General features: G+C 74.6%; 20 protein-coding genes. 6 read left to right on the top strand and 14 right to left on the bottom strand.

The genetic code is table 11. The annotated features are described in order from the left end of the window. Positions 1-101 precede the first annotated feature (101 nt). Entirely contained in the window at positions 102-722 is a 621-nt protein-coding gene (locus C5508_RS08960) for a hypothetical protein (protein WP_104524601.1), read from the top strand. Between the two features lie 21 nt (positions 723-743). On the opposite strand, the gene C5508_RS08955 is transcribed toward C5508_RS08960, so the two are convergent. From C5508_RS08955 to C5508_RS08925, 7 genes are all read right to left on the bottom strand, one after another. Beyond that, the gene (locus C5508_RS08955) at positions 744-998 is read right to left on the bottom strand and encodes a hypothetical protein (RefSeq protein WP_104524600.1); all 255 of its coding nucleotides are present in this window, start codon (positions 996-998) and stop codon (positions 744-746) included. Between the two features lie 100 nt (positions 999-1,098). Continuing rightward, positions 1,099-2,139 carry an acyl-CoA dehydrogenase family protein gene (locus C5508_RS08950; protein WP_104524599.1) on the bottom strand — a complete coding sequence of 347 codons (1,041 nt, stop codon included), beginning with the start codon at positions 2,137-2,139 and terminating at the stop codon, positions 1,099-1,101. Beyond that, positions 2,136-3,296, bottom strand: coding sequence for an acyl-CoA dehydrogenase family protein (locus tag C5508_RS08945; protein WP_104524598.1), 1,161 nt, complete (start codon positions 3,294-3,296; stop codon positions 2,136-2,138). Before C5508_RS08945 ends, C5508_RS08950 begins: the two co-directional genes overlap by 4 nt. Positions 3,297-3,364: 68 nt before the next feature. Then, positions 3,365-3,919, bottom strand: a complete 555-nt coding sequence (locus C5508_RS08940; RefSeq protein WP_104524597.1) for a GIY-YIG nuclease family protein — start codon at positions 3,917-3,919, stop codon at positions 3,365-3,367. A gap of 22 nt (positions 3,920-3,941) precedes the next feature. After that, positions 3,942-4,235, bottom strand: a complete 294-nt coding sequence (locus C5508_RS08935; protein WP_232797017.1) for a hypothetical protein — start codon at positions 4,233-4,235, stop codon at positions 3,942-3,944. Between the two features lie 85 nt (positions 4,236-4,320). Next, positions 4,321-6,573: a SpoIIE family protein phosphatase gene (locus C5508_RS08930; protein ID WP_104524595.1), complete on the bottom strand. Its 2,253-nt coding sequence runs from the start codon at positions 6,571-6,573 to the stop codon at positions 4,321-4,323. 10 nt (positions 6,574-6,583) lie between these two features. Beyond that, positions 6,584-7,384: an alpha/beta fold hydrolase gene (locus C5508_RS08925; RefSeq protein WP_104524594.1), complete on the bottom strand. Its 801-nt coding sequence runs from the start codon at positions 7,382-7,384 to the stop codon at positions 6,584-6,586. 246 nt (positions 7,385-7,630) lie between these two features. Between C5508_RS08925 and C5508_RS08920 the strand changes: the two genes are divergently transcribed. Both C5508_RS08920 and C5508_RS08915 read left to right on the top strand, forming a co-directional pair. Continuing rightward, positions 7,631-8,380, top strand: coding sequence for a hemerythrin domain-containing protein (locus C5508_RS08920; RefSeq protein WP_104524593.1), 750 nt, complete (start codon positions 7,631-7,633; stop codon positions 8,378-8,380). Positions 8,381-8,759: 379 nt separating this feature from the next. Then, a complete protein-coding gene (locus C5508_RS08915) occupies positions 8,760-11,060 on the top strand; it encodes a HelD family protein (protein WP_232797019.1) in 2,301 nt (766 codons plus the stop codon). Between the two features lies 1 nt (position 11,061). Here the strand turns inward: C5508_RS08915 and C5508_RS08910 are convergent, their stop codons facing one another. The 4 genes from C5508_RS08910 to C5508_RS19885 are packed head-to-tail and all read right to left on the bottom strand — an operon-like array spanning position 11,062 to position 15,039. Then, a complete protein-coding gene (locus C5508_RS08910) occupies positions 11,062-11,469 on the bottom strand; it encodes a hypothetical protein (RefSeq protein WP_157944044.1) in 408 nt (135 codons plus the stop codon). A gap of 16 nt (positions 11,470-11,485) precedes the next feature. Next, on the bottom strand, positions 11,486-12,715 hold the full coding sequence (locus C5508_RS08905; protein WP_104524591.1) for a cytochrome P450: 1,230 nt from the start codon (positions 12,713-12,715) through the stop codon (positions 11,486-11,488). A gap of 40 nt (positions 12,716-12,755) precedes the next feature. Beyond that, positions 12,756-14,363: an SIR2 family protein gene (locus C5508_RS08900; RefSeq protein ID WP_104524590.1), complete on the bottom strand. Its 1,608-nt coding sequence runs from the start codon at positions 14,361-14,363 to the stop codon at positions 12,756-12,758. A 19-nt stretch (positions 14,364-14,382) separates the two neighbouring features. After that, the gene (locus C5508_RS19885; RefSeq protein ID WP_198597978.1) at positions 14,383-15,039 is read right to left on the bottom strand and encodes a hypothetical protein; all 657 of its coding nucleotides are present in this window, start codon (positions 15,037-15,039) and stop codon (positions 14,383-14,385) included. 100 nt (positions 15,040-15,139) lie between these two features. Between C5508_RS19885 and C5508_RS08890 the strand changes: the two genes are divergently transcribed. Both C5508_RS08890 and C5508_RS08885 read left to right on the top strand, forming a co-directional pair. Next, complete coding sequence (locus C5508_RS08890; protein WP_104524589.1) at positions 15,140-15,979, top strand: DUF1206 domain-containing protein; 840 nt, start codon at positions 15,140-15,142, stop codon at positions 15,977-15,979. Then, positions 15,979-16,881: a DUF1206 domain-containing protein gene (locus C5508_RS08885; RefSeq protein ID WP_104524588.1), complete on the top strand. Its 903-nt coding sequence runs from the start codon at positions 15,979-15,981 to the stop codon at positions 16,879-16,881. The genes C5508_RS08890 and C5508_RS08885 overlap by 1 nt, the downstream gene beginning before the upstream one ends. A 67-nt stretch (positions 16,882-16,948) precedes the next feature. Here C5508_RS08885 and fabG read toward each other — a convergent pair whose 3' ends face one another. The 3 genes from fabG to C5508_RS08870 all read right to left on the bottom strand — a co-directional run bounded on the left by fabG (position 16,949) and on the right by C5508_RS08870 (position 19,428). Continuing rightward, positions 16,949-17,701, bottom strand: coding sequence for a 3-oxoacyl-ACP reductase FabG (gene fabG, locus C5508_RS08880; RefSeq protein WP_104524587.1), 753 nt, complete (start codon positions 17,699-17,701; stop codon positions 16,949-16,951). Then, positions 17,698-18,915, bottom strand: a complete 1,218-nt coding sequence (locus C5508_RS08875) for an acetyl-CoA C-acetyltransferase (RefSeq protein WP_104524586.1) — start codon at positions 18,913-18,915, stop codon at positions 17,698-17,700. Before C5508_RS08875 ends, fabG begins: the two co-directional genes overlap by 4 nt. Positions 18,916-19,032: 117 nt before the next feature. Continuing rightward, positions 19,033-19,428, bottom strand: coding sequence for an STAS domain-containing protein (locus C5508_RS08870; RefSeq protein WP_157944043.1), 396 nt, complete (start codon positions 19,426-19,428; stop codon positions 19,033-19,035). A 236-nt stretch (positions 19,429-19,664) separates the two neighbouring features. On the opposite strand from C5508_RS08870, the gene C5508_RS08865 reads away from it, so the two are divergent. After that, positions 19,665-19,988, top strand: a complete 324-nt coding sequence (locus tag C5508_RS08865; protein WP_104524584.1) for a hypothetical protein — start codon at positions 19,665-19,667, stop codon at positions 19,986-19,988. Positions 19,989-20,374: the final 386 nt, after the last annotated feature.

Here is a 20,374-nt window from a genome sequence, read left to right as displayed (position 1 = left end):
ACCGCCGCGACCGGATCAGTTCCCAAACTGCCCGTCGGCGAGGACAGTCATGTCTGCGGCGACGCCGTCCGTGGCTCGCCCGCTTGCGAGGGGGACTCGGTATGCGCGCGCGCTCCACCACCATCCAGGGGAATCCGCAGAACCTGGACAAGGGCATCCACTACGTCAGCGACCGGGTGCTGCCCGCCGTCATGGGCATGGACGGCTTCATCGGCCTGTCGATGCTCGCCGACCGGCACTCCGGACGGTGCATCGTCACCAGCGCCTGGGAGGACACGACGGCCCTCCAGCGCAGCGCCGCCGAGGTGAAGGCCATGCGCGCCCGCGCCGCCGACGTCCTCGGCGGACCGGCCACCGTCGACGCCTGGACCATCGACGTCCTCCACCGGCTGCACCCGACCCACCCCGGCGCCTGCACCCGCGTCACCTGGATGCGCAACCGCCCCCAGCACCTCGACGGCATGGTGGACGCCTTCGGCATGAGCATCGTCCCGCGGCTCGAGGACCTGCCCGGCTTCTGCTCGGTCAGCATGCTCACCAACCACGACGACGGACGCAGCACCACCGCCGTCACCTACGACAGCCGCGACGCCATGCAGGCCTCCCTCGACCGGGCCACCGAACTCCGACGCGACTTCACCCGCGCCATGGGGGCCGAGCTCGTCGAGGTGGCCACGTTCGAGCTCGTCCTCGCGCAGCTCCGGGTCCCCGAGACCGTCTGAGGCGAGGACGACAGCGGCAGCTCAGCTGCCGTTGTCGTCCTCGTCGGGTTCGTTCTCGTCGGGCTCGTTCTCGTCCTGCTCGTTCTCGCCGGATCCGCCCGAGTCGTCGTCGCCCGAGTCGCCGCCCTCGTTCTCGTTCTGCTCGTTCTCGTTCTCCGAGACGCCCGGGTTGTCATCACCCGAGTCGCCGCCGTCCTCGCCTCCACCGGCACAGCCGGTCAGCCCCAGCCCGATCGCGAGCCCGAGCGCGGCCAGCTTGCTGCGGTGTCGTCGCACGACGTCCCTCTCCTCGGATCGACCGTCGATCCTCAGGCACCCGCTGCCCGCCCCGGCGCCGATCCATGCGCGCCGGGGCCGGCCGACGACGGCGAGGCCGTCAGACCACCCGGGTGAGCGCCGGCCAGAGACCGTCGCCGCCGTCGGCCAGCAGACCGGACGCCAGCACCCGCGACCAGACCAGCTCGCTGCCCGCCTCGTCCCGCCACGACCACAGCCGCCGCGTCAGGTGGTGCAGTTTGTGCTCCTGCGTGAACCCGATCGCGCCGTGCACCTGGTGCGCCAGACGCGCGACCACCTCGACCGCAGCTCCGGCCCGCACCTTCGCCGCCGCGGCCGCCAGCACCACGTCCGCCGAACCGTGCGCGAGCGCCTGGACAGCGGCGTCGACCAGGGCGGTCACCGCCACCACCTCGCCGGCCATCTCGGCCAGCTCCATCTGGATGGCCTGGAACTTCCCCAGCGGCCGTCCGAACTGGTGCCGCTCCCCGGCGTACTGCACCGTCCAGGCGAGCACCCGCTCCAGCGCCGCAGCGATCTGTACTGACCGCGCCAGCGCGTACCCCGCCCGCAGCTCGTGCGCCTGCCCCTCGGTCAGCGGCTGCACCAGAGCCCGCACGCCGTCCAGCGTCAGCGAGCCGCGCGGCTCCCCCGCCAGGTTGTAGGCCGAGCCGGCAGCGACGCCGTCCAGCGACACCAGCGCCAGCGCGGGCCCCGGCAGCAGCAGCGCCGCGTGTCGCGCCGCCCCCGCCCACGGCACGTCGAGCACCGTCCCGCTGAGCGTGAACCCGTCCCCGTCCGGGGACGCCGTCACCGAGTCCGCGACGGCGAACGTCAGCGGCTCCTCGACCGGCGGCAGCGGCAGGCCGGCCGCGAGCACCGCCGGGCCGGCCACCAGCAGCTGCTCGGCCACCGGCACCGCCGCCGCATCCGCGGCCAGGGTCCGCACGATCGCCACGGCGTCGGCCAGCTCGCCGTCGGAGCCGCCCGCCGACTCGGGCAGCCCGACACCGGTCAGCCCGGAGTCGGCCAGCGCCGACCACAGCCCGGAGTCCCAGCGGCGCTCCGCCGTCAGCACGAACGGCTCGAAGCCGGTCAGGATGTCCCGGACGGTCTCGACCACCAGGTCCTGATCACTCATCGCAGCCCCAGTCCACGCGCCACGATCCCGCGAAGGATCTCGTTGGTCCCGCCCCGCAGCGTGAAGCCGGGCTGGTGCAGCTGCGCCTCGGCCAGCGCCCGGGCCAGCGGGTCCGGTGAGTCCAGCGACGGCGTCACGTCGACCACGCGCCGGATCTCGTCGATGACGTCCGCCTCGAACGTCGTCCCCACGTCCTTGACCAGCGCCGCCGGGATGTTCGGCAGCTCCCCCCGGTCCAGCGCCGCCGCGATCCGCAGCGACATCTGCCGCAGCGCCAGCGCCCGCGCCGACAGCCGGCCCAGCGCGACCAGCTGCGCCGCGTCACCGGTGTCGACGACTCGACGTCCGAACTCGGCGAGAAGCGGATATGTCGACAGGAACCGCTCCGGCCCGGACCGCTCGAACGCCAGCTCCGCGGTGACCTGGTGCCAGCCGTCGCCCTCGGTGCCCAGCAGCATGTCGCCGGGGACGACGACGTCCTCGAACACCACCTCGTTGAAGTGGTGCCCGCCGTCGAGGATGCGGATCGGGTTCACGGTGATGCCCGGCAGCGACAGGTCGATCAGCAGCTGCGACAGCCCCGCGTGCCGGTTCGACGGATCGGCCGGCGAGGTGCGCACCAGCACGATCCCGTAGTGCGAGGCGTGCGCGTTCGACGTCCACACCTTGGCGCCGTTGACCACCCAGTCGCCGCTCTCGGTGCGGCTGGCCCTGGTGCGGATCGAGGCCAGGTCGGAGCCGGAGTCCGGCTCGCTCATCCCGATCACGAAGTAGCACTCGCCGCGGGCGATGCGCGGCAGGATCTCCTGCCGCTGCTTCTCGGTGCCGTAGCGCAGCAGGTTCGGCCCGGACTGCCGGTCGGCGATCCAGTGCGCGGCGACCGGCGCGCCGGCGGCCAGCAGCTCCTCGGTGACGGCGTAGCGCTCCATCGCCGTCCGCTCGTGCCCGCCGTACTCCTTCGGCCACGTCATGCCGAGCCAGCCGCGCTCACCCAGCTTGCGGGAGAACTCCGGGTCGACGCCGGACAGCCAGGTGTCGACGTGCGTCCGGAACGTGCCCGCGGCCAGTTCGGCGGCGAGGAACTCGCGCACCTCCGCCCGCACCTGCTCGGCGGCCTCCGACCGCGGCGCGGGCGCCAGGACCAACGAGTTGCTCATGCGACTCCCACCATCGGTGTGGCTGTGCTCCCCGCCGTTGTACACGGACGCATCCGGGCGGTCATCCGTCAGGGTCGGGCCGACGCCGTCCAGCGCGCCCGCGCCTCCCGGACGACGGCGTACAGCGGGTGCTGCCTGTTGTCCGCCTGGTTCAGCGGCGGGGTCAGGCGCTCGATGACGGCGGCCTCGACGTCCCACGGCGCCGGGTGCACCGCCCAGGTCAGCGCCAGCTGCCCGCGCATCCACGCGGTCAGCCGCTGCTCGTCGGCCGGTTCCAGCACCGTCCGGCTGGTCCACCGGGTCCGGTAGCCCTGGCTCTCCGTCAGCAGCGCCGCCAGCGACCTCCGCAGGGTCGAGCTGCCGGTGTTGCCGCCGGCATGGTTGCCCAGCACGCGGCTGCGCACGGTGGCCCGCGACGTCGTCCGGCTCGGCGCGATCCCGACGTACAGCAGCTCGAGCGGCGCCGTCGGATGCGCCGGTCCGGGAACGCCCGGCACCGCACCGGCGGGTGCCCACCAGGCGTAGAGGCCGGGCTCGGCCGGAACACCTCCGACGTCCGGCGCCAGTGCCGCCGACGGCAGCCCCACCGGGGCCTCGACCAGCCGCCTGATCACGTCGTCCATGCGGCCGACCTTATTCAGCCGGTCAGTTCGGCGGCTGGTCGTCATCCGACGACGACGAGCCCCGGCTGAGTGCACGCAGGTCTGTGACGACGTCGGTGGCGACGGTGCCCAGCGAGGTCAGCGCCTCGGTGACCAGCCGCCGCATCCCGGACACCTCCAGCCCGAGCGCCGGCCCGACGCCGGACCCGGCCTCCAGTTCGCCCAGCTCACCGGAGGCGGGCGCCCGCTCGGCCAGCTCCGGTGACCAGCGCATCGCATCACCGGACATCGACCAGTCACCGGTGGCGCCGTCGATCGCGTCGGCGACGGGATTCACGTGAGCCGAAGAGTCCATGACCGCCCCCTGCCGGAGTCGCCTCCATGGTGACCCCGGAACGGGCGTCGGGGAAGGCGGGAACCGCTCAGACGCGGGTGAGCGCGAGCAGCGCGATGTCGTCGGGCCGGTGCTCGCCCGCCATCTCAGCCAGCAGCCGGTCGCACAGGGCGTCCGGGTCGGCCGAGCACGCCCGCGCCGCCACCTCGAGCAGCCGGTCGAGCCCCTCGTCGATGTCGGCCGACCGGCTCTCCACAAGCCCGTCGGTGTACAGCACCAGGGTCGACCCTGCGCGCAGCTCACCGGCCCACTCCTCCGCGGGCTCGTCGGCCGGTGGCGCACCCAGCATGCGGGTCGGCCGCACCGGCAGGAACGACGCCGTCCCGTTCGAGCACAGCAACGGCGGCAGGTGACCGGCCGACGCCACCCGCAGCTCACCGGACACCGGGTCCAGGGTTCCGAACAGCGCCGTCGCCATCCGCTGCACCCCGAGCAGCGACCAGCTCCCCTGCAGCCGCTCGATCAGCGCGCTCGGCGAGGGCTGGCCGGCCAGGTACGCCCGGTAGACGCTGCGCAGCTGGCCCATGGTCGCCGCCGCGGTGATGTCGTGCCCCACCACGTCACCCACCGCCAGCCCGAGCAGACCGCCGGGCAGGGCGACGACGTCGTAGAAGTCGCCGCCCACGGACACGCCCTGCGTCGCCGCCACGTACCGCACCGCCGTCCGCAGACCCGGGACCGGCGGCGGGTCCGTGGGCAGCAGGCTCTCCTGCAGCGTGTGCGACGTCTGCGACTCCAGCTCGAACCGCTGCGCCTTGTCCACGACCTGTGCCACCTGCAGCGCCAGCTGCTCGGCCACCTCGACGTCGGCGGCGGTGAAGGGCGCCCGGTGCCGGTCCGCGGCGAGGGTGATGACGCCGAGCCGCCGGCCCTCGATCGCCAGGGGGACGCTGACGACGGCGGCCAGCTCCAGCGCGCGCACCGACTCCCGCTGCGCCCCCTCGAGAGTCATCGCGGCCAGTCGCGAGTCGTCGACGTCCCTCGTCCACTGGGTCCGGCCTTCGCGCAGCGCCCGGAGCCCCGGGTGACCTCCGGCCTGCACCGTCAGCTGCTGTGCGCTGCGCGCCCGGTCCAGCACCTCCTGCCGCGCGGGGTCCCGGTGGCGGGCCGCCTCCCGCGTCGTGCCCTTCTCGGTGACCAGGTCGATCACGCAGATGTCGGCCAGCCGGGCCACCGCGAGCTCGGCCAGCCGGGTCACCATGTCCTGGACGTCGACCGCGTCCGCCACCAGGCGCGCGGCCTCCAGAAGGAACGCCGCCCGCTCCGCCTGCCGCACCGTCTCCTGGTGCAGCCGCACCCGCTCCAGCGCCTGCCCGGCCTGCCGTCCCAGCGTGTACAGCAGGTCGATCTCCGAGGCGGGGATCGCCCGCCGCTCCCCCGGCTCGACGAGGCTGATCAGCTGCCCCGGCGCCGCGTCACCGAGCGCGAGCACCAGGACGCCGAGCCGTTTGCTGTCCGCCGACACCGGCACGATCACCAGCTCGGTCAGCCCGGTCGTCGCCATCGCCGCCGCCAGCTCCGGCTGGTCCCGGCGCAGCCGCTCCTCGAGCACGATGGACCGCACGCCCTGCGCCAGCTCCAGCGCCAGCCGGCTGCCGGCTGCCTCGCGCAGCCGCCGCAGCAGCTCCCGCGACAGCCCTTCCGCGTGGACCGGCCGCAGCGCCGGCAGCTCGGGATCGTCGGCCTTGCCCTGCACGAGCACGAGCGCCGCGCCGCGCGCCTTCATCCCGGCCCGGCTGCGCTGCACGATCACCGAGGCGACGTCCTCCTCCGTGGTCGCCGCGGCCAGGTCGAACACGACGCGCTGCACCGTCCGCGACCGCGCCTCCGACTCCTCCGCCTGTCGCTGGGCCGCCAGCAGCTCCCGCTCGTAGCGCCGGCGCGCGGTCGCCTCGAACAGCGTCGCCCGCACCAGCTGCGGCGCACCGTCGGCCCCCCGCAGCTCGACGGCGTTCAGCAGGCAGGGCAGCAGCGAGCCGTCCAGCCGCTGGACGTCGATCGCGATCTCCCGCACCGCCCCCTGCATGCGCAGCAGCGGCATCAGGTGCGTCTCGTGGAAGACCCTGCCCCCGACGCTGAGCAGGTCCTGGAAGCGGCTGCCGATCAGGTCCTCGGGCGACCGCCCGGTCCACGCGCAGAAGGTCCGGTTCACCTTCACGATCCGCCCGTCGGGCAGCGTGGAGAGGTACCCCATGGGCGCGTTCTCGTAGAGGTCGGCCGGGTCGTCCTCCAGCAGGCGGTCCAGCTGCACCGACGGGTCCACTGCGTCCGGGTCGCTCATGGAAGCCCGATCACCGGTCGAGGAAGGCCCGGATGGCGGCGCTCGTCTCCTCCGGCGCGGAGAGCTGCGGCACGTGCCCGGTGGCGGCCAGGCGCACGAGCTCGCTGCCGGGGATCTGGCGGTGCACGTACTCCCCGACGGCGTCCGGGGCGATGGCGTCATCGGTGCACTGGAGGATCAGCGTCGGCACGGACACGTCGGCCAGGTCGGCGCGGTTGTCGGACAGGAACGTCACGCGGGCGAACTGGCGGGCGATGTCGGGCGCCGTGCGGCAGAAGCTGTTGGTCAGCTCCGCCGCGAGATCGGGCCGGTCCGCGTTGCCCATGATCACCGGCGCCATCTCCGCCGACCAGCCCAGGTGGTTGCTGTCCAAGGCGTCGAGCAGGCCGGCGATGTCGGTACGGCTGAACCCGCCCACGTAGTCGCCGTCGTCGACGTACCGGGGGCTGGGCCCGACCAGCACCAGGGCGCCGAACAGGTCCGGCGCCCGGCGGAAGGCCAGCACCCCCATCATCGCGGCGACCGAGTGTCCGACGAGGACGACGTCGCGCAGCCCCAGCTCGCGGCAGATCTCCACGATGTCGTCGGCGTAGCCCTCCAGCGAGCCGTACTTCTCGGGGTCGTAGGCCGACAGGTCCGACCGGCCGGAGCCGACGTGGTCGAACAGCACCACCCTGTGGTCGCGCTCGAACGCGGGGGCGACGAATCGCCACATGGTCTGGTCGCAGCCGAAACCGTGCACGAAGACCAGCGGGCGTCCCGACGGGACGCCGCTGGTGCACACCCGGTTGCGCGTCACGACGCTGCCCACGTGGCCGACCGTAGTGGACCCGGACGCCTGTGTCGCCGCTATCCGGAACGGCGACGGGACGAGGCGGAGGCGGCCGCCGCGTGACCCACGGTCACCCCCGCTCGACGGGGCGGCGCGGACCGCCGCCGTATTCTGCGAACCCGCTCGACCGGGTCCTGAGACGGCTGTCGCCCGGGCGCGCCCGGGCCCTAGCCTGCGCCGCATCCACGCTCCCCGAGGAGCTCCGGACGCCGAACGAGGTGCCCCATGACCGCCGCCGCGCTCCGCACGGTCACCCTCCCCGTACCCCGCCGCCCCGCCGACGACGAGGCGCTCGCCGCGCCGCCTCACGGACGGGCCGGCCGCTCCGAACGGGTGCTGCACCAGCTGGTGCGCCGCGAGCTGGCGATCCTGGCCGAGGTCGCCACCTGGGCGCCCGACGGCGAGTGCGCGCGCACCGGCACGCTCACCTGCCACGCCGGGCTGATCGCCCGCGTGCTGCTGCACCACCACGCGGTCGAGCGGGAAGCGGTGTGGCCGGCCCTGCTGCGCGCCGTCCCCGCCGGCATCCGGGACGACGCCGCGGCCGCCGTCGCCGCCTGGACCGCGGCGACCTCGGGCATCGACGCCCAGCTGCGCGACCTGGACACGGCCGCGCGGCAGTGGGCCGTCGCCGGCAGCCCGGCCGCTCGGGAGGGATTCGCCCGGCTCTGCCGGACGCTGGCCGACGACGTCGAGGCGCAGACCACCGAGGAGGAGGCGATCCTGCTCCCCCTGCTGGACGCGCACCTGACCGACGCCGAGTGGGCCAGGATCAGCCGCGGCGCACGATGCGGGCTCCCGGCCCGGCAGCGGCTCATCGTCCTCGGACTCGCCCTCGAGGACTGCTGCGCGGATGACCGGGCCCGACTGCTCGGAGGCCTGCCCCGCTCGACGCGGCTGGCCTGGCGGCTCTACGGCGGTGGCCGTTACCGCGCCGCCGTGGTCCGGCTGCGCGGCGCCCCGCCGGCCGCCTGAGACGCCGTCAGTAGCGCGACGTCCCGCATCCGCCGCAGCGCTTGCGTGCCGCGGACACCTCCTGCGCGCAGTTGTCGCAGACCCAGGTGGTCCGTTCCTTCGTGGCGGTGCTCATGGCTGCTGCTCCCCTCGTCGCTTGCCTTCTCCGGAACGGTAGGGAGCGGATGTGTCCGCGGGGTGACGTCGGAGTTGCACTTCCGGGCCGGTTTCCCGATGAGCTCGCGCCGCCCCTCGCCGCCCGGCGACCGATGACGTGGCCGGGACCACCGGCGTCGCGCATGACAGGACCGGGAAGATCAGCGCAGGATGGGCGGTTGCGCCGCAGGCGCGGAGCACGCGCTCCCCCGGGACTCACCGAAAGCGATGGCCGTTGTCGACAGTGCAGAACCCGGACGGGCACGATCCCGAGCTGGCCGCAGAGCAGGACTACGTCGGGAAGCTCTACCGCCGGCTCGACGAGGTGCGCGCCCGGACGGTCACCCGCCTCGCCGACGCGCTGGCCCTCGTTCCGCACAACCCGCAGGCGGTCGGCGAGCGCGAGGCCGCCGTCGAGCTGCACTCGCAGCGGATCGTCGCCCTCGACGCCGCCGACCACGGGCTGTGCTTCGGCCGCCTCGACCGGCACGAGGCCACCACGCCCCGCTACATCGGCCGCATCGGGCTCAACGCCGAGGACGGTCGCGAGGAGCCGCTGCTGGTCGACTGGCGCGCCCCCGCGGCCCAGCCGTTCTACACCGCCACCCCGCTCCACGACCTGGGCGTCCGCCGTCGCCGGCACCTGCGCACCCGGGGCCGCACGGTCGTCGCGGTCACCGACGAGACCCTCGACCTCACCGATCCCGACCTCGCCCAGCGCTCCGGCCTGGCCGGCGAGTCGGTGCTGCTCGCCGCGCTGAACGCGACCCGCACCGGCCGGATGAGCGACATCGTCCGCACCATCCAGGCCGAGCAGGACCGGATCATCCGCGCCGACCACCGCGGGGTGCTCGTCGTCCAGGGCGGCCCCGGCACCGGCAAGACCGCCGTCGCCCTGCACCGCGCCGCCTACCTGCTCTACACCCACCGCGAGCGGCTGGCCCGCAGCGGGCTGCTCATCGTCGGCCCCTCCCCCACGTTCCTCGGCTACATCGCCGACGTGCTGCCCTCCCTCGGGGAGACCGGCGTCGTGCTCACCGACCTCGGCGGCCTGCGGCCCGGACTCGAGGCGCACGCCCAGGAGGCGCCCAGGGTCGCGGAGGTCAAGGGGCGGGCGGCGATGGTCCGCGTCGTCACCACCGCCGTCCGCGACCGGCAGGCCGTGCTCGACAAGCCGGTCACGCTCACCATCGACGGCACCCCGGTGCGCTTCGCCAAGGGCGACGCCGCCCAGGTCCGCAGCCGCGCCCGAGCGGCGTCGAGGATGCACAACGAGGCCCGTCCGGCCGCCGTCCGCGCGGTCATCGACATCGTGGCGCGCAAGTACGCCGACAAGCTCGGCGAGAACGTCCTGGGCGGTGCCAACCTGCTCGGCGAGGGCGACGTCGCGGCGCTGCGCCGGGAGGTCGCCCAGGAACCCGCCGTACACGCGCTGGCCGACCGGCTCTGGCCGCGGCTGACCGCCGAGCGGCTGATCGGCGAGCTGTTCTCCAACCCGCGCAGGCTGGAGTCGGCCACCCGTGGGTGGAACGACGCCGAGCGCGAGCTGCTGCTCCGCCCGCCGTCGGCGCCCTGGACCCCCGCCGACGTCCCGCTGCTGGAGGAGGCCGACGAACTGCTCGGCGTCGACGACTCCGCCGAGCGCACCCGCGAGCGCCGCGAGCGGGAGCGCCGGCTCCGGCACGCCCAGGAGACCCTCGACCTGCTGCACGGCTCCCGCTCCACCGACTGGGAGACCGAGGACGAGTCCGAGGAGCTCTCCGCCGGCGACCTGCTCGACGCCGAGGGACTCGCCGGACGGCACGAGGAGCGCGACAGCCGCTCCACCGCCCAGCGCGCCGCTGCTGACCGCACCTGGACCTACGGGCACGTCATCGTCGACGAGGCCCAGGAGCTGTCGTCGATGGCCTGGCGGGTGCTGCTGCGCCGCATCCCCACCCGGTCGATGACGCTGGTCGGCGACGTCGCCCAGACCTCCACCCTGGCCGGTGCCTCCAGCTGGAAGGAGGTGCTGGAGCCGCATCTGGGCAGCTCGTGGCGCCTCGAGGAGCTGACCGTCAACTACCGGACGCCCGCCGAGATCATGGCCGTGGCCGCCGACGTGCTCGCCGCCGGCGGTGCGGTCACCTCGGCCGCGGAATCGGTGCGCTCCACCGGCGAGCTGCCGTGGTCGTGGCAGGTGCCCGAGGCGAACCTCCCGTCGGCGGTCGCCGAGGCGGCCGCGGAGCTCGACGCCGAGGCGGGCACCCTCGCCGTCATCGTGCCGTTCAGCCGCCTGGAGGAGGTCACCGCCGTCGTGCGGGCGATCGTGCCGAGCGCGTCGGCGGACGGCGACCTGACCGACGGCGCCGTGGTGCTCACGCCCGAGGGCAGCAAGGGGCTGGAGTTCGACTCGGTCCTGGTCGCCGATCCGGTCGGGATCATCGCCGAGGGCGTGCGCGGGCACAACGACCTCTACGTGGCGCTCACCCGCGCCACGCAGCGGCTCGGCGTCGTGCACGCCGGCGAGCTGCCCCCGGAGCTCAAGGGCCTCGACCCGCGCTGACTCAGATCCACCAGGAGGGGCACCGTTCCTCGACCGGGCGCCCCCACAGGAGCACCTCGACGTCGGGGGCGAGCGCCTGCCGCACGTCGCAGGCCAGGGTGAGGAGCTCCCGGTCCTGCTGCCGGCCCAGGCGCCGCTCCTCCTCGGTCTGCGGCGGCTGGTACCGGTGGAAGGCACCGGACAGCGCCTCCTGCCGGTCCCGCCACTCCTCCAGACGCTCTGCCAGCTCCGGCGGGAGGCCCAGCTCGGCCGGGTCCACGAAGTCGATGGCGGGCACGCCGGGTGAGCGGTCGACGAGCACCGACGGGTACGCGTAGTCCCAGTCCAGGGAGACGACGGTCGGCGGCCCCTCGCGTGGCTCGGGCACGCGGAGGCCGCCGTGCCTCTTGCGCGACCGTCGGCTCGTCATGTGGTCAGCATGCCGGTCAGGCGGAGCTACCCACCCGCAGGACGACGCCGCTCCTCGGCCTCGCCGGGATGCGGTGCAGCGCGATCGTCAGGTCCTGGTCCGGCACCTCGTACGGCAGCCGGGCCAGCCGGACGGCCAGCGCCGACAGCAGTGCGACGGTGATCTGCTCACCCGGGCAGCGGTGGTTGGTGCGCGGGTCCCCGCCGCCCTGGGGCACCAGGTCGAACGCGCCGATCTCCCGGTCGAGGAAGCGCTGGGGCCGGAAGGCGTAGGGGGTGTCCCAGAGCTGCGGGTCGTGGTTCTGCCCGTACAGGTCCAGCAGCACCATCGCGTTCTTCGGGATCGTCTCGCCGCCGAACTCCAGCTTCTGCGGCGCCCGCCCACCGATGAACGGGGCGAACGGGTAGAAGCGGCGCACCTCGTGCGCCCACGCCTCAGCGAACGCCGGTTCCCCGCTCGCCAGTCGGGGCCGCTCCGCCGGCCAGCGGATCAGCGCGTGCCCCGAGAAGGCCATGAACCAGGCGACCGCCGTCGTCGGCCGGATGATGTTGAGCAGCTCCACGGCCGCCACCCGCGGGGGGAGCTGCGTCCCGTCGGCGTCCCGATGGCGGGAGACGACGTCGACCGCCGAGCCCTCCTCCACCGGAGTCACCCCGCTGCGCACGTCCTGGACCAGCTGGGCCAGCCACTTCTCCCGGCGGCCGCGGGCCCGTCGCGCCCGGAAGTGCCGAGGCCCGCCGGTCGCGAACCCGTCGACCATCGCCACCAGGTCGCGGGCCAGGCCGGGCACCTCGTCGTCGCGCAGCGGCACCCCGGTCCAGCGGGCCACCGAGCCGGCCAGCACCCGGCTGGCCTCGTCGAACAGCACGATCTCCGGGCGGTCCGACCACGTGGGCACGGCCGCGTCCCAGGCGGCGGTCGTGCGTTCGACGAGCAAGGCGATGCCGTCCTCGCGCATGAGCAGCGCCACGAACATGGCCTTGCGCACCCGGTGCATCTCGCCGTCGAGGGTGTGCACCGCACCCTTGCCGAACAGCGTTCCCTGCACCGGCTCCGGAATGGCGTGCGAGCGGCGCACGTGGTCCTCGTCGTAGAGGAACCGCGCGGCGTCGGGACCCTCGATGCCCACCGCCGGCAGACCGCCCAGCCGGACGCCGACGGCCCGATTCCCGGTCCGGCGGCGCTCGTCGGGCAGCCAGGCATAGCCCTTGGCCAGCAGTTTCAGGCCGTTCTCCAGACGTGGCATGCACGCTGCCGTGCCCAGCGGTCGAGACGGGTAATCCCGCTCAGCCGGGCCGCTGCTCCTGCGGGCGGTCGTCACGCCGGCGGGTGGCACCGTCGACGGGCGCGTCGTCGCCGTCGGCCGCGGTGCCGCCGTGCCCGAGACGACGGAGCAGTCCGGCGACCTCGCGCGCGGCACTGGTCACCGTCCCCTCGGGCAGCACCTCGGCGACCCCGCGCAGCGCCTCGGCCAGCGCCTGCTCCTCCTCGCTCAGCATCCCCCGGTACGCCGGGTCGAGCAGGTAGCCGGTCGGCGGCGTGGACAGGCAGCCGATCAGGTCCAGGAGCACCTCCAGCCGACGGGCCGCCTCGGCGGGCGAGGTGTCCGCGGCGCCCATCGCGACCGTCTCCACGTCGCGCTCCCACAGGAGGGCGCGCGCCGGGTCCTCCCGCAGCGCCAGGACCGTGCCGGTGCGCCGCGCGGTGCCCGACCCCTGCGTCTGCAGCGCGATGCGCACCTGGTGGGCGATGCGGATCAGGTCGTCGTCGAGCATGGAGGTGCCGACGAACAGCACGTGCCGGGTGAGCAGCAGCGAGTGCAGCACCCCGGCGAGGGCCGCCCCGGTGTTGCCGAACTGCAGGTACTCCTCGCGGGTCAGCACCACGCTCTCCGGGTGCGCGGCGTCGCCGTGCAGCTTCAGCAGCCACGGCGCGCCCGGCTCCGCCTCGTCGTAGGGCAGCACCCGGACCTCCCGACCGATGTCGCCGGCGGCGACCTCGACCAGCGGGTCGTAGTTGGTGGTCACGAACTCCTGCACCGGCAGGTCGGCGATCAGCGCGTGCGCCAGCGCGTAGGGGCCGGGCCCGAACCGCCGCGCGACGAATGCCTCCAGTTCCGCCGTGCCCAGCTGCCGGGCCAGCAACGCCGCGGAATCCTGCGCCGGGAGCCGGGACAGCCCTTCGCGCAGGGCGTCGTCCAGACCGGACCGCGCGGCCAGCTCGTCGACCAGCTGCTCCCAGGTCGGCAGGCCCGCCGCCGCGCTGACGCCGGCCCCGATGAACACCGCCAGCTGCCCGCGCCGGGCCCGCTCCCCCATCTGCTCGGCGAGCCGGCGCAGGTGCCCGGGCAGCTCCCAGTCACCGTCGCGCCCGCGCCGCACCCGCTGGGCGGCGGCCAGGTCGCTCGGTCCGCGCAGCACCAGGGCGACGTCGAAGCCGTGCTCCTGCGCCGCCTCGCACAGCACCGGCATGAGCTCCTGCAGGAGCGCGCCACGCTTCCCCGCCGCACCTCCCCAGCCGGTGCCCAGCGCCGGCAGACCGACCAACCGGCGGGCCCGGCCGTGCACCGGCTCGGGCACCTCGCGGCGGGCGACGGCCGCCAGCGCCTGGCGGGCGCCGTCCAGCAGCCACGGCAACCCGCGGCCGCGGTCGTCGACGGTGTCCACCAGCCAGGCCCGGCGCGGCCCGTCGCCGGGGACCTCGAGCACCCGCTCGTCCCCCGACCAGGACAGGCCGAGGCAGTCGCCGTCGTCCCGCTCCTCGGTGATCAGCTCCGGGGGCAGCAAGGGCCGCCAGCTACGGGCGACCCGAAGGGACCGGTCGGTGGGCACCAGGACGTCGTCGCACGACAGCCGGGTGAGGTCCGCGCCGACGACGAAGACGTGTCCGCTCACGACGTCACCTGTTCGCGGGTCAGGACCCGCAACCGCCGGCTCCGCACGCGCAGCCGCCGCACCCGGAGCGCACCGGAGCCGGGTCGGGCTGAGCACCGAGAGTGCGCAGGTTGGCCGCTCCGATGAGCAGCGGCAGGGCCAGCACGGCGACGCCGAGCGCCGCGACGACGGTGGCCAGGCCCGCGGCGCGGTCCCAGTCCTGCGCGACGCCGGTGACGACCAGCAGCGCGGTGACCAGCAGCGACCACACCAGCAGGGCCAGCCCGCCGCGCCCCGAGGTCCCGCCGCGCACCAGCAGGGCGGCCGAACCGAGCAGCAGCGCCAGGGGCACGCCCACGAGGAGCACGGTGGCCGACAGCGAGGCGGAGACGACGGCGACGCCCAGCCCGGCGAGGCCTGCGACGACGGCCACCGCACCCAGCGACCGCGCCGGTGCTCCGGGCCCGTCGTCGGCGGCCCGTGCCGCACCGATCAGCTGCCCGCCCCGGACGGCGAGGACGAGTCCGAGCGCGCCCAGCAGCAGGCGCGCACCGGCGGCGTCCCAGGCGACCGCCACGACTGCGACCGCCACCATGGCGAGGCCAAGCGCGAGCCAGCGGGGCCAGGTGCGCCGCGCGACGGCGGGGGTCGCCATCCCCGCGGTGGTCGCCGACAGGATTCCGGTTGCGTTCGCCACGGGCCCAGTGTCCCTCACCCGCGCCGGTGACCGGGCAGGCACCGCACCGTGCTCCGTGCCACGCTGACCGTCGGCGCCGGACACCAGACCAGGAGAGACCATGAGCGTGCAGGGCAGCGCGGGAACGGCCGTGGGCCGGGCCGGCAGCAGCGACGCCCTCGAGCACCTCGCCCGCATCGGGCTGATCGCCTACGGCCTGGTGCACCTGCTGGTCGGGTGGCTGGCAGTCCAGCTGGCGTGGGGTGGCGACAGCCGGCCCGCCGACCAGTCCGGGGCACTGGCCACCCTCGCGCAGCAGCCCCTGGGTACGCCGTTGCTGTGGGTGCTGGCCGTGGGCCTGATCGCGCTGGCCTTCTGGCAGGCCGCGGAGATCCTGCGCTGGCGGCACGGCTGGTCGGCCTCGGGCACGGCGCGCACGAAGGCGCTGCGGAAGAGCGGCAAGGCCGTCGTCAAGGCCACCGTCCACCTGGCGTTGGCGGTGCTCGCGATCCGGTTCGCCACCGGCGGCGGGCAGAACAGCTCGTCCACCCAGCAGCAGACCGCCGCCGGCGTGTTCGGCTGGCCGGCGGGACGCTGGCTCGTCGCGGCGGCAGGGCTGGTCCTCCTCGGCGTCGGCGCCTACCACGTCTACAAGGGCGTCACGAAGCACTTCCTCGAGGAGATCGACCTCAGCGACTGCCCGCCGACGGCGACCCGGCTGGTCACCACGCTGGGACAGGTCGGCTTCCCCGGCAAGGGCGTGGCACTGGCGCTCGTGGGCGGACTGCTCGGATGGGCGGCGGTCACCTTCGACCCGGCCAAGGCCTCCGGGCTGGACGGCGCCCTGCACACGGTGCTCCTCGCCCCCGCCGGGCCGATCCTGCTCACGCTCGTCGCGCTGGGGATCGCCGCGTTCGGAGCCTTCTGCCTCGTCCGCGCCCGCTACCCCGAGCGCACCTGATGGCCCCGCTCCAGGGTCCCGACACGAGCTCGCGAGTGGTGGGGAAAGGCGGAGTCCTCGACCGGCTGCACTCCGCCGTCCAGCGGGCCCGTGAGGTCACCGATCACCCGGTGCTCACCCACCTGGCCCGCGTCGGCCTGATCGCCTACGGCGTCATGCACCTGCTCATCGCGTTCCTGGCCGCCCGGATGGCCCTGGGACTGCGCGGGGCCGACGCCGACCAGACCGGCGCGCTGCAGACGGTCGGCCACGGCCCCGGCGGCCGCATGCTGCTCTGGGCCATCGGCCTGGGGCTGATCTGCCTGGGGCTCTGGCAGGCCGCCGAGATCCTGCTCTGGTGGCGGGGCCTGCTCGAGCCGGCGCGGCGCCGGCGCACCGCCATCGTCTGCGCGAAGTGCCTGGCCAAGGGCGGTGTGTACGGCTTGCTCGGCATCACCGCGCTGCTGTTCGCGCTCGGCCTGGAGTACGAGGCCGACGAGCGGCTGCCCGAGCTCACCGACGAGGTGCTGGAGATCCCCGGTGGCGTGGTGGCCGTGTGCCTGGTCGCCGCCGGGATCGTCGCCGTCGGGCTCTACACGCTGGGCCGGGGCATCACCGGCGGCTTCATGAAGGACATCGACCTGCCCGCCGCCCCCGACCGGTGGGAGCCGCTGATCGAAGGCATCGGCCGGGTCGGGTACGTCGCCAAGGGCATCGCGTTCGGGCTGGTCGGCGTCCTGCTCTGGCGGGCCGCCACCTCGGCCGACGTCACCAGCGCCACCGGTCTGGACGGCGCCATGACGGCGATCGCCGGGCTGTCCGCCGGACCGTGGCTGCTGGCCGGGGTCGCGGTCGGGTTCGCCGCGTTCGGGGCCTACGCCCTCGCCCGCGCGCGGTACCCCGACCGCGACCCCAGCCAGTGACGTGCTGGAACGGCCCCCGTGCAGGGACCCGCGCCGAGCGTGCGAGGCGGGGGGCACGGGGGTCCTTCTAGTTCCGCGGACCACCCGCCACGTAGATGACCTGCCCGGAGATGAACCCGGCGCCCTCGCTCACCAGGAACGAGACGGTGTGCGCGATGTCCTCGGGCACACCGGCGCGGGCGACCGGGATCGCCGCCGCACGCTTGGCCACGTAGGCCTCCCAGTCCTCACCGATGCGCTCGGCGGTGGCCTTGGTCATCTCCGTCTGGATGAAGCCCGGGGCGATGGAGTTGGCCGTGACGCCGAACTTGCCCAGCTCGATGGCGAGGGTCTTGGTGAAGCCCTGCAGACCCGCCTTCGCCGTCGCGTAGTTGGCCTGCCCGCGGTTGCCCAGCGCCGAGGTCGACGACAGGTTCACGATCCGGCCGAACTTCTGGTCGATCATGTGCTTCTGCGCCGCGCGGGTCATGAGGAACGAGCCGCGCAGGTGCACGTGCATGACGACGTCCCAGTCGGCGTCGCTCATCTTGAACAGCATGTTGTCGCGGGTGACGCCGGCGTTGTTCACCAGCACCACCGGCGGGCCGAGCTCGGCGGCGATCCGGTCGACCGCGGCCTGCACCTGCTCGGCGTCGCCGACGTCGGCACCGACCGCCAGGCCCCGGCCACCGGCCGCCTCGATCGCCGCGACGGTGCCGCGGGCGTCGTCCTCCCTGAGGTCGATGACCGCGACGGCGAAGCCGTCGGCGGCCAGCCGCAGCGCGGTGGCGGCGCCGATGCCGCGGGCGGCACCGGTCACGATCGCGACCCGGGCGCTCACGAGGCCACCCGCTCGAAGACCGCGGCCAGGCCCTGACCGCCGCCGATGCACATGGTCTCGAGACCGTAGCGGACCTCGCGGCGGTCCATCTCGCGCAGCAGGGTGGCGAGGATGCGGCCACCGGTGGCGCCGACCGGGTGGCCGAGCGAGATGCCGGAGCCGTTGACGTTGGTGCGCTCCCAGTCGGAGTCGGTGAAGCCCCACTCCTGGGCGACGGCGAGGACCTGGCTGGCGAAGGCCTCGTTGAGCTCGATGAGGTCGACGTCGGCGAGCGTGATGCCGGCGAGCTCGAGCGCCTTGGCCGTGGCCGGGACCGGGCCGATGCCCATGGTCTTCGGCGGCACGCCGCCCACGCCCCAGGAGACGAGGCGGGCCAGCGGGCGCAGGCCCAGCTCGGCGGCCTTCTCCGGGGTGGTGACGATCGCCACCGCGGCGCCGTCGTTCTGGCCCGAGGCGTTGCCGGCGGTGACCGTGGCCCCGTCGTCGTCCCTGCCCATGATCGGGCGCAGCTTGGCCAGCGTCTCGACGTTCGAGTCGGGGCGGATGTGCTCGTCGCGGTCGACCACGACCTCGCTCTTCCGCTGCTTGACCGTCACCGGGACGATCTCGTCGGCGAACCGGCCGGCCTCGGTGGCCGCCGCCGCGCGCTGGTGGCTGCGGACGGCGTACTCGTCCTGCGCCTCCCGCGAGACCTTGTACTCCCGGCGCAGGTTCTCCGCCGTCTCCAGCATGCCGCCGGGCACCGGGTGGTTCTGACCACCGGCGGTGACCCGGCCGCGGGCCAGGCCGTCCTGCAGCAGCACGCCGGGGCCGGCCTTGACGCCCCAGCGCATGGCGGTCGAGTAGAAGGGCGCGTTGCTCATCGACTCGGCACCGCCGGCCAGGACGACGTCGGAGGTGCCCGACTGCACCTGCATCGCCGCGTAGACGACGGCCTGCAGCCCCGAACCGCACCGGCGGTCGATCTGCAGGCCCGACGCCGTCACGGGCAGGCCCGCGTCCAGGGCAGCCACGCGGCCGATGGCCGGGGCGTCCATCGTGGGATAGCAGTGGCCGAGCAGCACGTCGTCGACCGACTCGGGCGGCAGCCCGGTGCGCTCCATGAGCGCCCGGATCACCGTGGCGGCGAGCTCCTGCGCGGGAACGTCGCGCAGCGATCCCCCGAATCCGCCGACCGGCGTCCGCAGTGGCTCGCAGATGACCGCATCCCGCACGGGAGTCCTCCTTCTAGGTCCGCCTTCGGCCCCGGACGGGCCGGACTGCGGGTGCGAGTGTGCCCCGCGGCCGGGAACCCCGCGCGCAGTGGTCCCCCGCGCGGGGCCGACGTGGCCTCAGGAGGCGAGCGGCTCCACCCGTTGGCCGCCCAGCAGGGTCCACAGACCGGTGATCTCCATCGGGCGGATCACGGCGCGGGTGGCGGCGAGGACGCGCAGCCGGACGGACTCGGCGGTGGTGCGGCGGTGCAGCGTCGCGAGGGCGCAGAGCCCGGCGGAGTCCAGGAACGTGACGGCGGTCAGGTCGAGGGTGAGGTCACGGGCGCCGCCGTCGAGCAGCTGCTCGATGCGGGCGTGGACCTGCGGGGCGGTGGTGCAGTCGATCTCCCCGGTGGCGAGGAGTCGCGGACGGGCCGCGGGGCCGGAGACCACCAGGGTGACCAGGCCCAGGTCGAGGACGCTGGGCGCACCGGCGGACGAGGTGGTGGCGGGGTCGAGCGAGGTTGCGGTCACGGATGTGCCCCTCTCGGGCGTGTACCGGACCAGTGAGCCTGCGAGGCGCGAACGACACGACGAACAGCACTGGCAGAACACGGCTGCTGTTGAACCGTCGAGCCGACCGTAGGCCCCCGGGGAGGCCCGGCGCAAGCGCGGCAGGGTTCCGATCCGGACGGGGAACAGCCCAGGTGAGACCAGTGTTACGGCGGCCCACCACCGGCTCGGAGCGGCCCGCGGCGGATACTGGGCCGGTGACCGAGGGCAGCCCGTCGACCCGCCGCGTCTCCCCCTTCCTCATGGCGGTCGTCGGAGTCGGCATCGCCGTCGCCGTCGGGTCCTTCGCGGTGCTGGACTGGGTCCTCGCCGCGTTCGTGGCGATCGTCGTGCTCGTGGCGGTGGCGATGGTCGTCATGGCGCGCGACTGGGACCGCCACGACAGCTACGAGGAGCGCGAGCAGGCCCGGGCCCTCAGGCGCAAGGAGAAGTGGGAGCGCAACGCCGGTGCCCGCGCCCGGGACCGCGCCCGCTGGGAGGCCCACCAGGCGCGCAAGGCCGACCGGGACGGCTCGCGCTGACCCGGCCCGATATCCCCTCGACGCCCCTGCCCACCTCCCCTACGGTCGACCCCATGCGGAACTCCGTGCGGATGCGCACCTCCTGAGCTGACGTGCCGCGGGCCGGATCTCCTCCGCCCGCCGTCCGCGCCCGGTCCTCCCGGGCGCGCTCTCCCTCGCGTCCCGCCGGCCCTCGTGCCCGCGGACGCCCCGCACCGCTCCCCCGCGGAGGTATCCCCATGTCACGCCCGTCCCCGATCGACTCCGGCCCGGCCGCCGACGCGCGCGCCACGCTGCCGGAGGCCGACACCGCCGCCTTCGACCGCCTCGCGCACGCCCTGCTCGCCACCCCCTCGGCTCCGCTGGGCCCGCTGCTGCGCGCCCAGCTGCCGGGCACGGCCGGCGTC

The organism is Blastococcus atacamensis (genome assembly GCF_002938425.1).
Classification (GTDB): Bacteria; Actinomycetota; Actinomycetes; order Mycobacteriales; family Geodermatophilaceae; genus Blastococcus; species Blastococcus atacamensis.
This window is presented reverse-complemented; position numbering and strand designations above follow the sequence as displayed.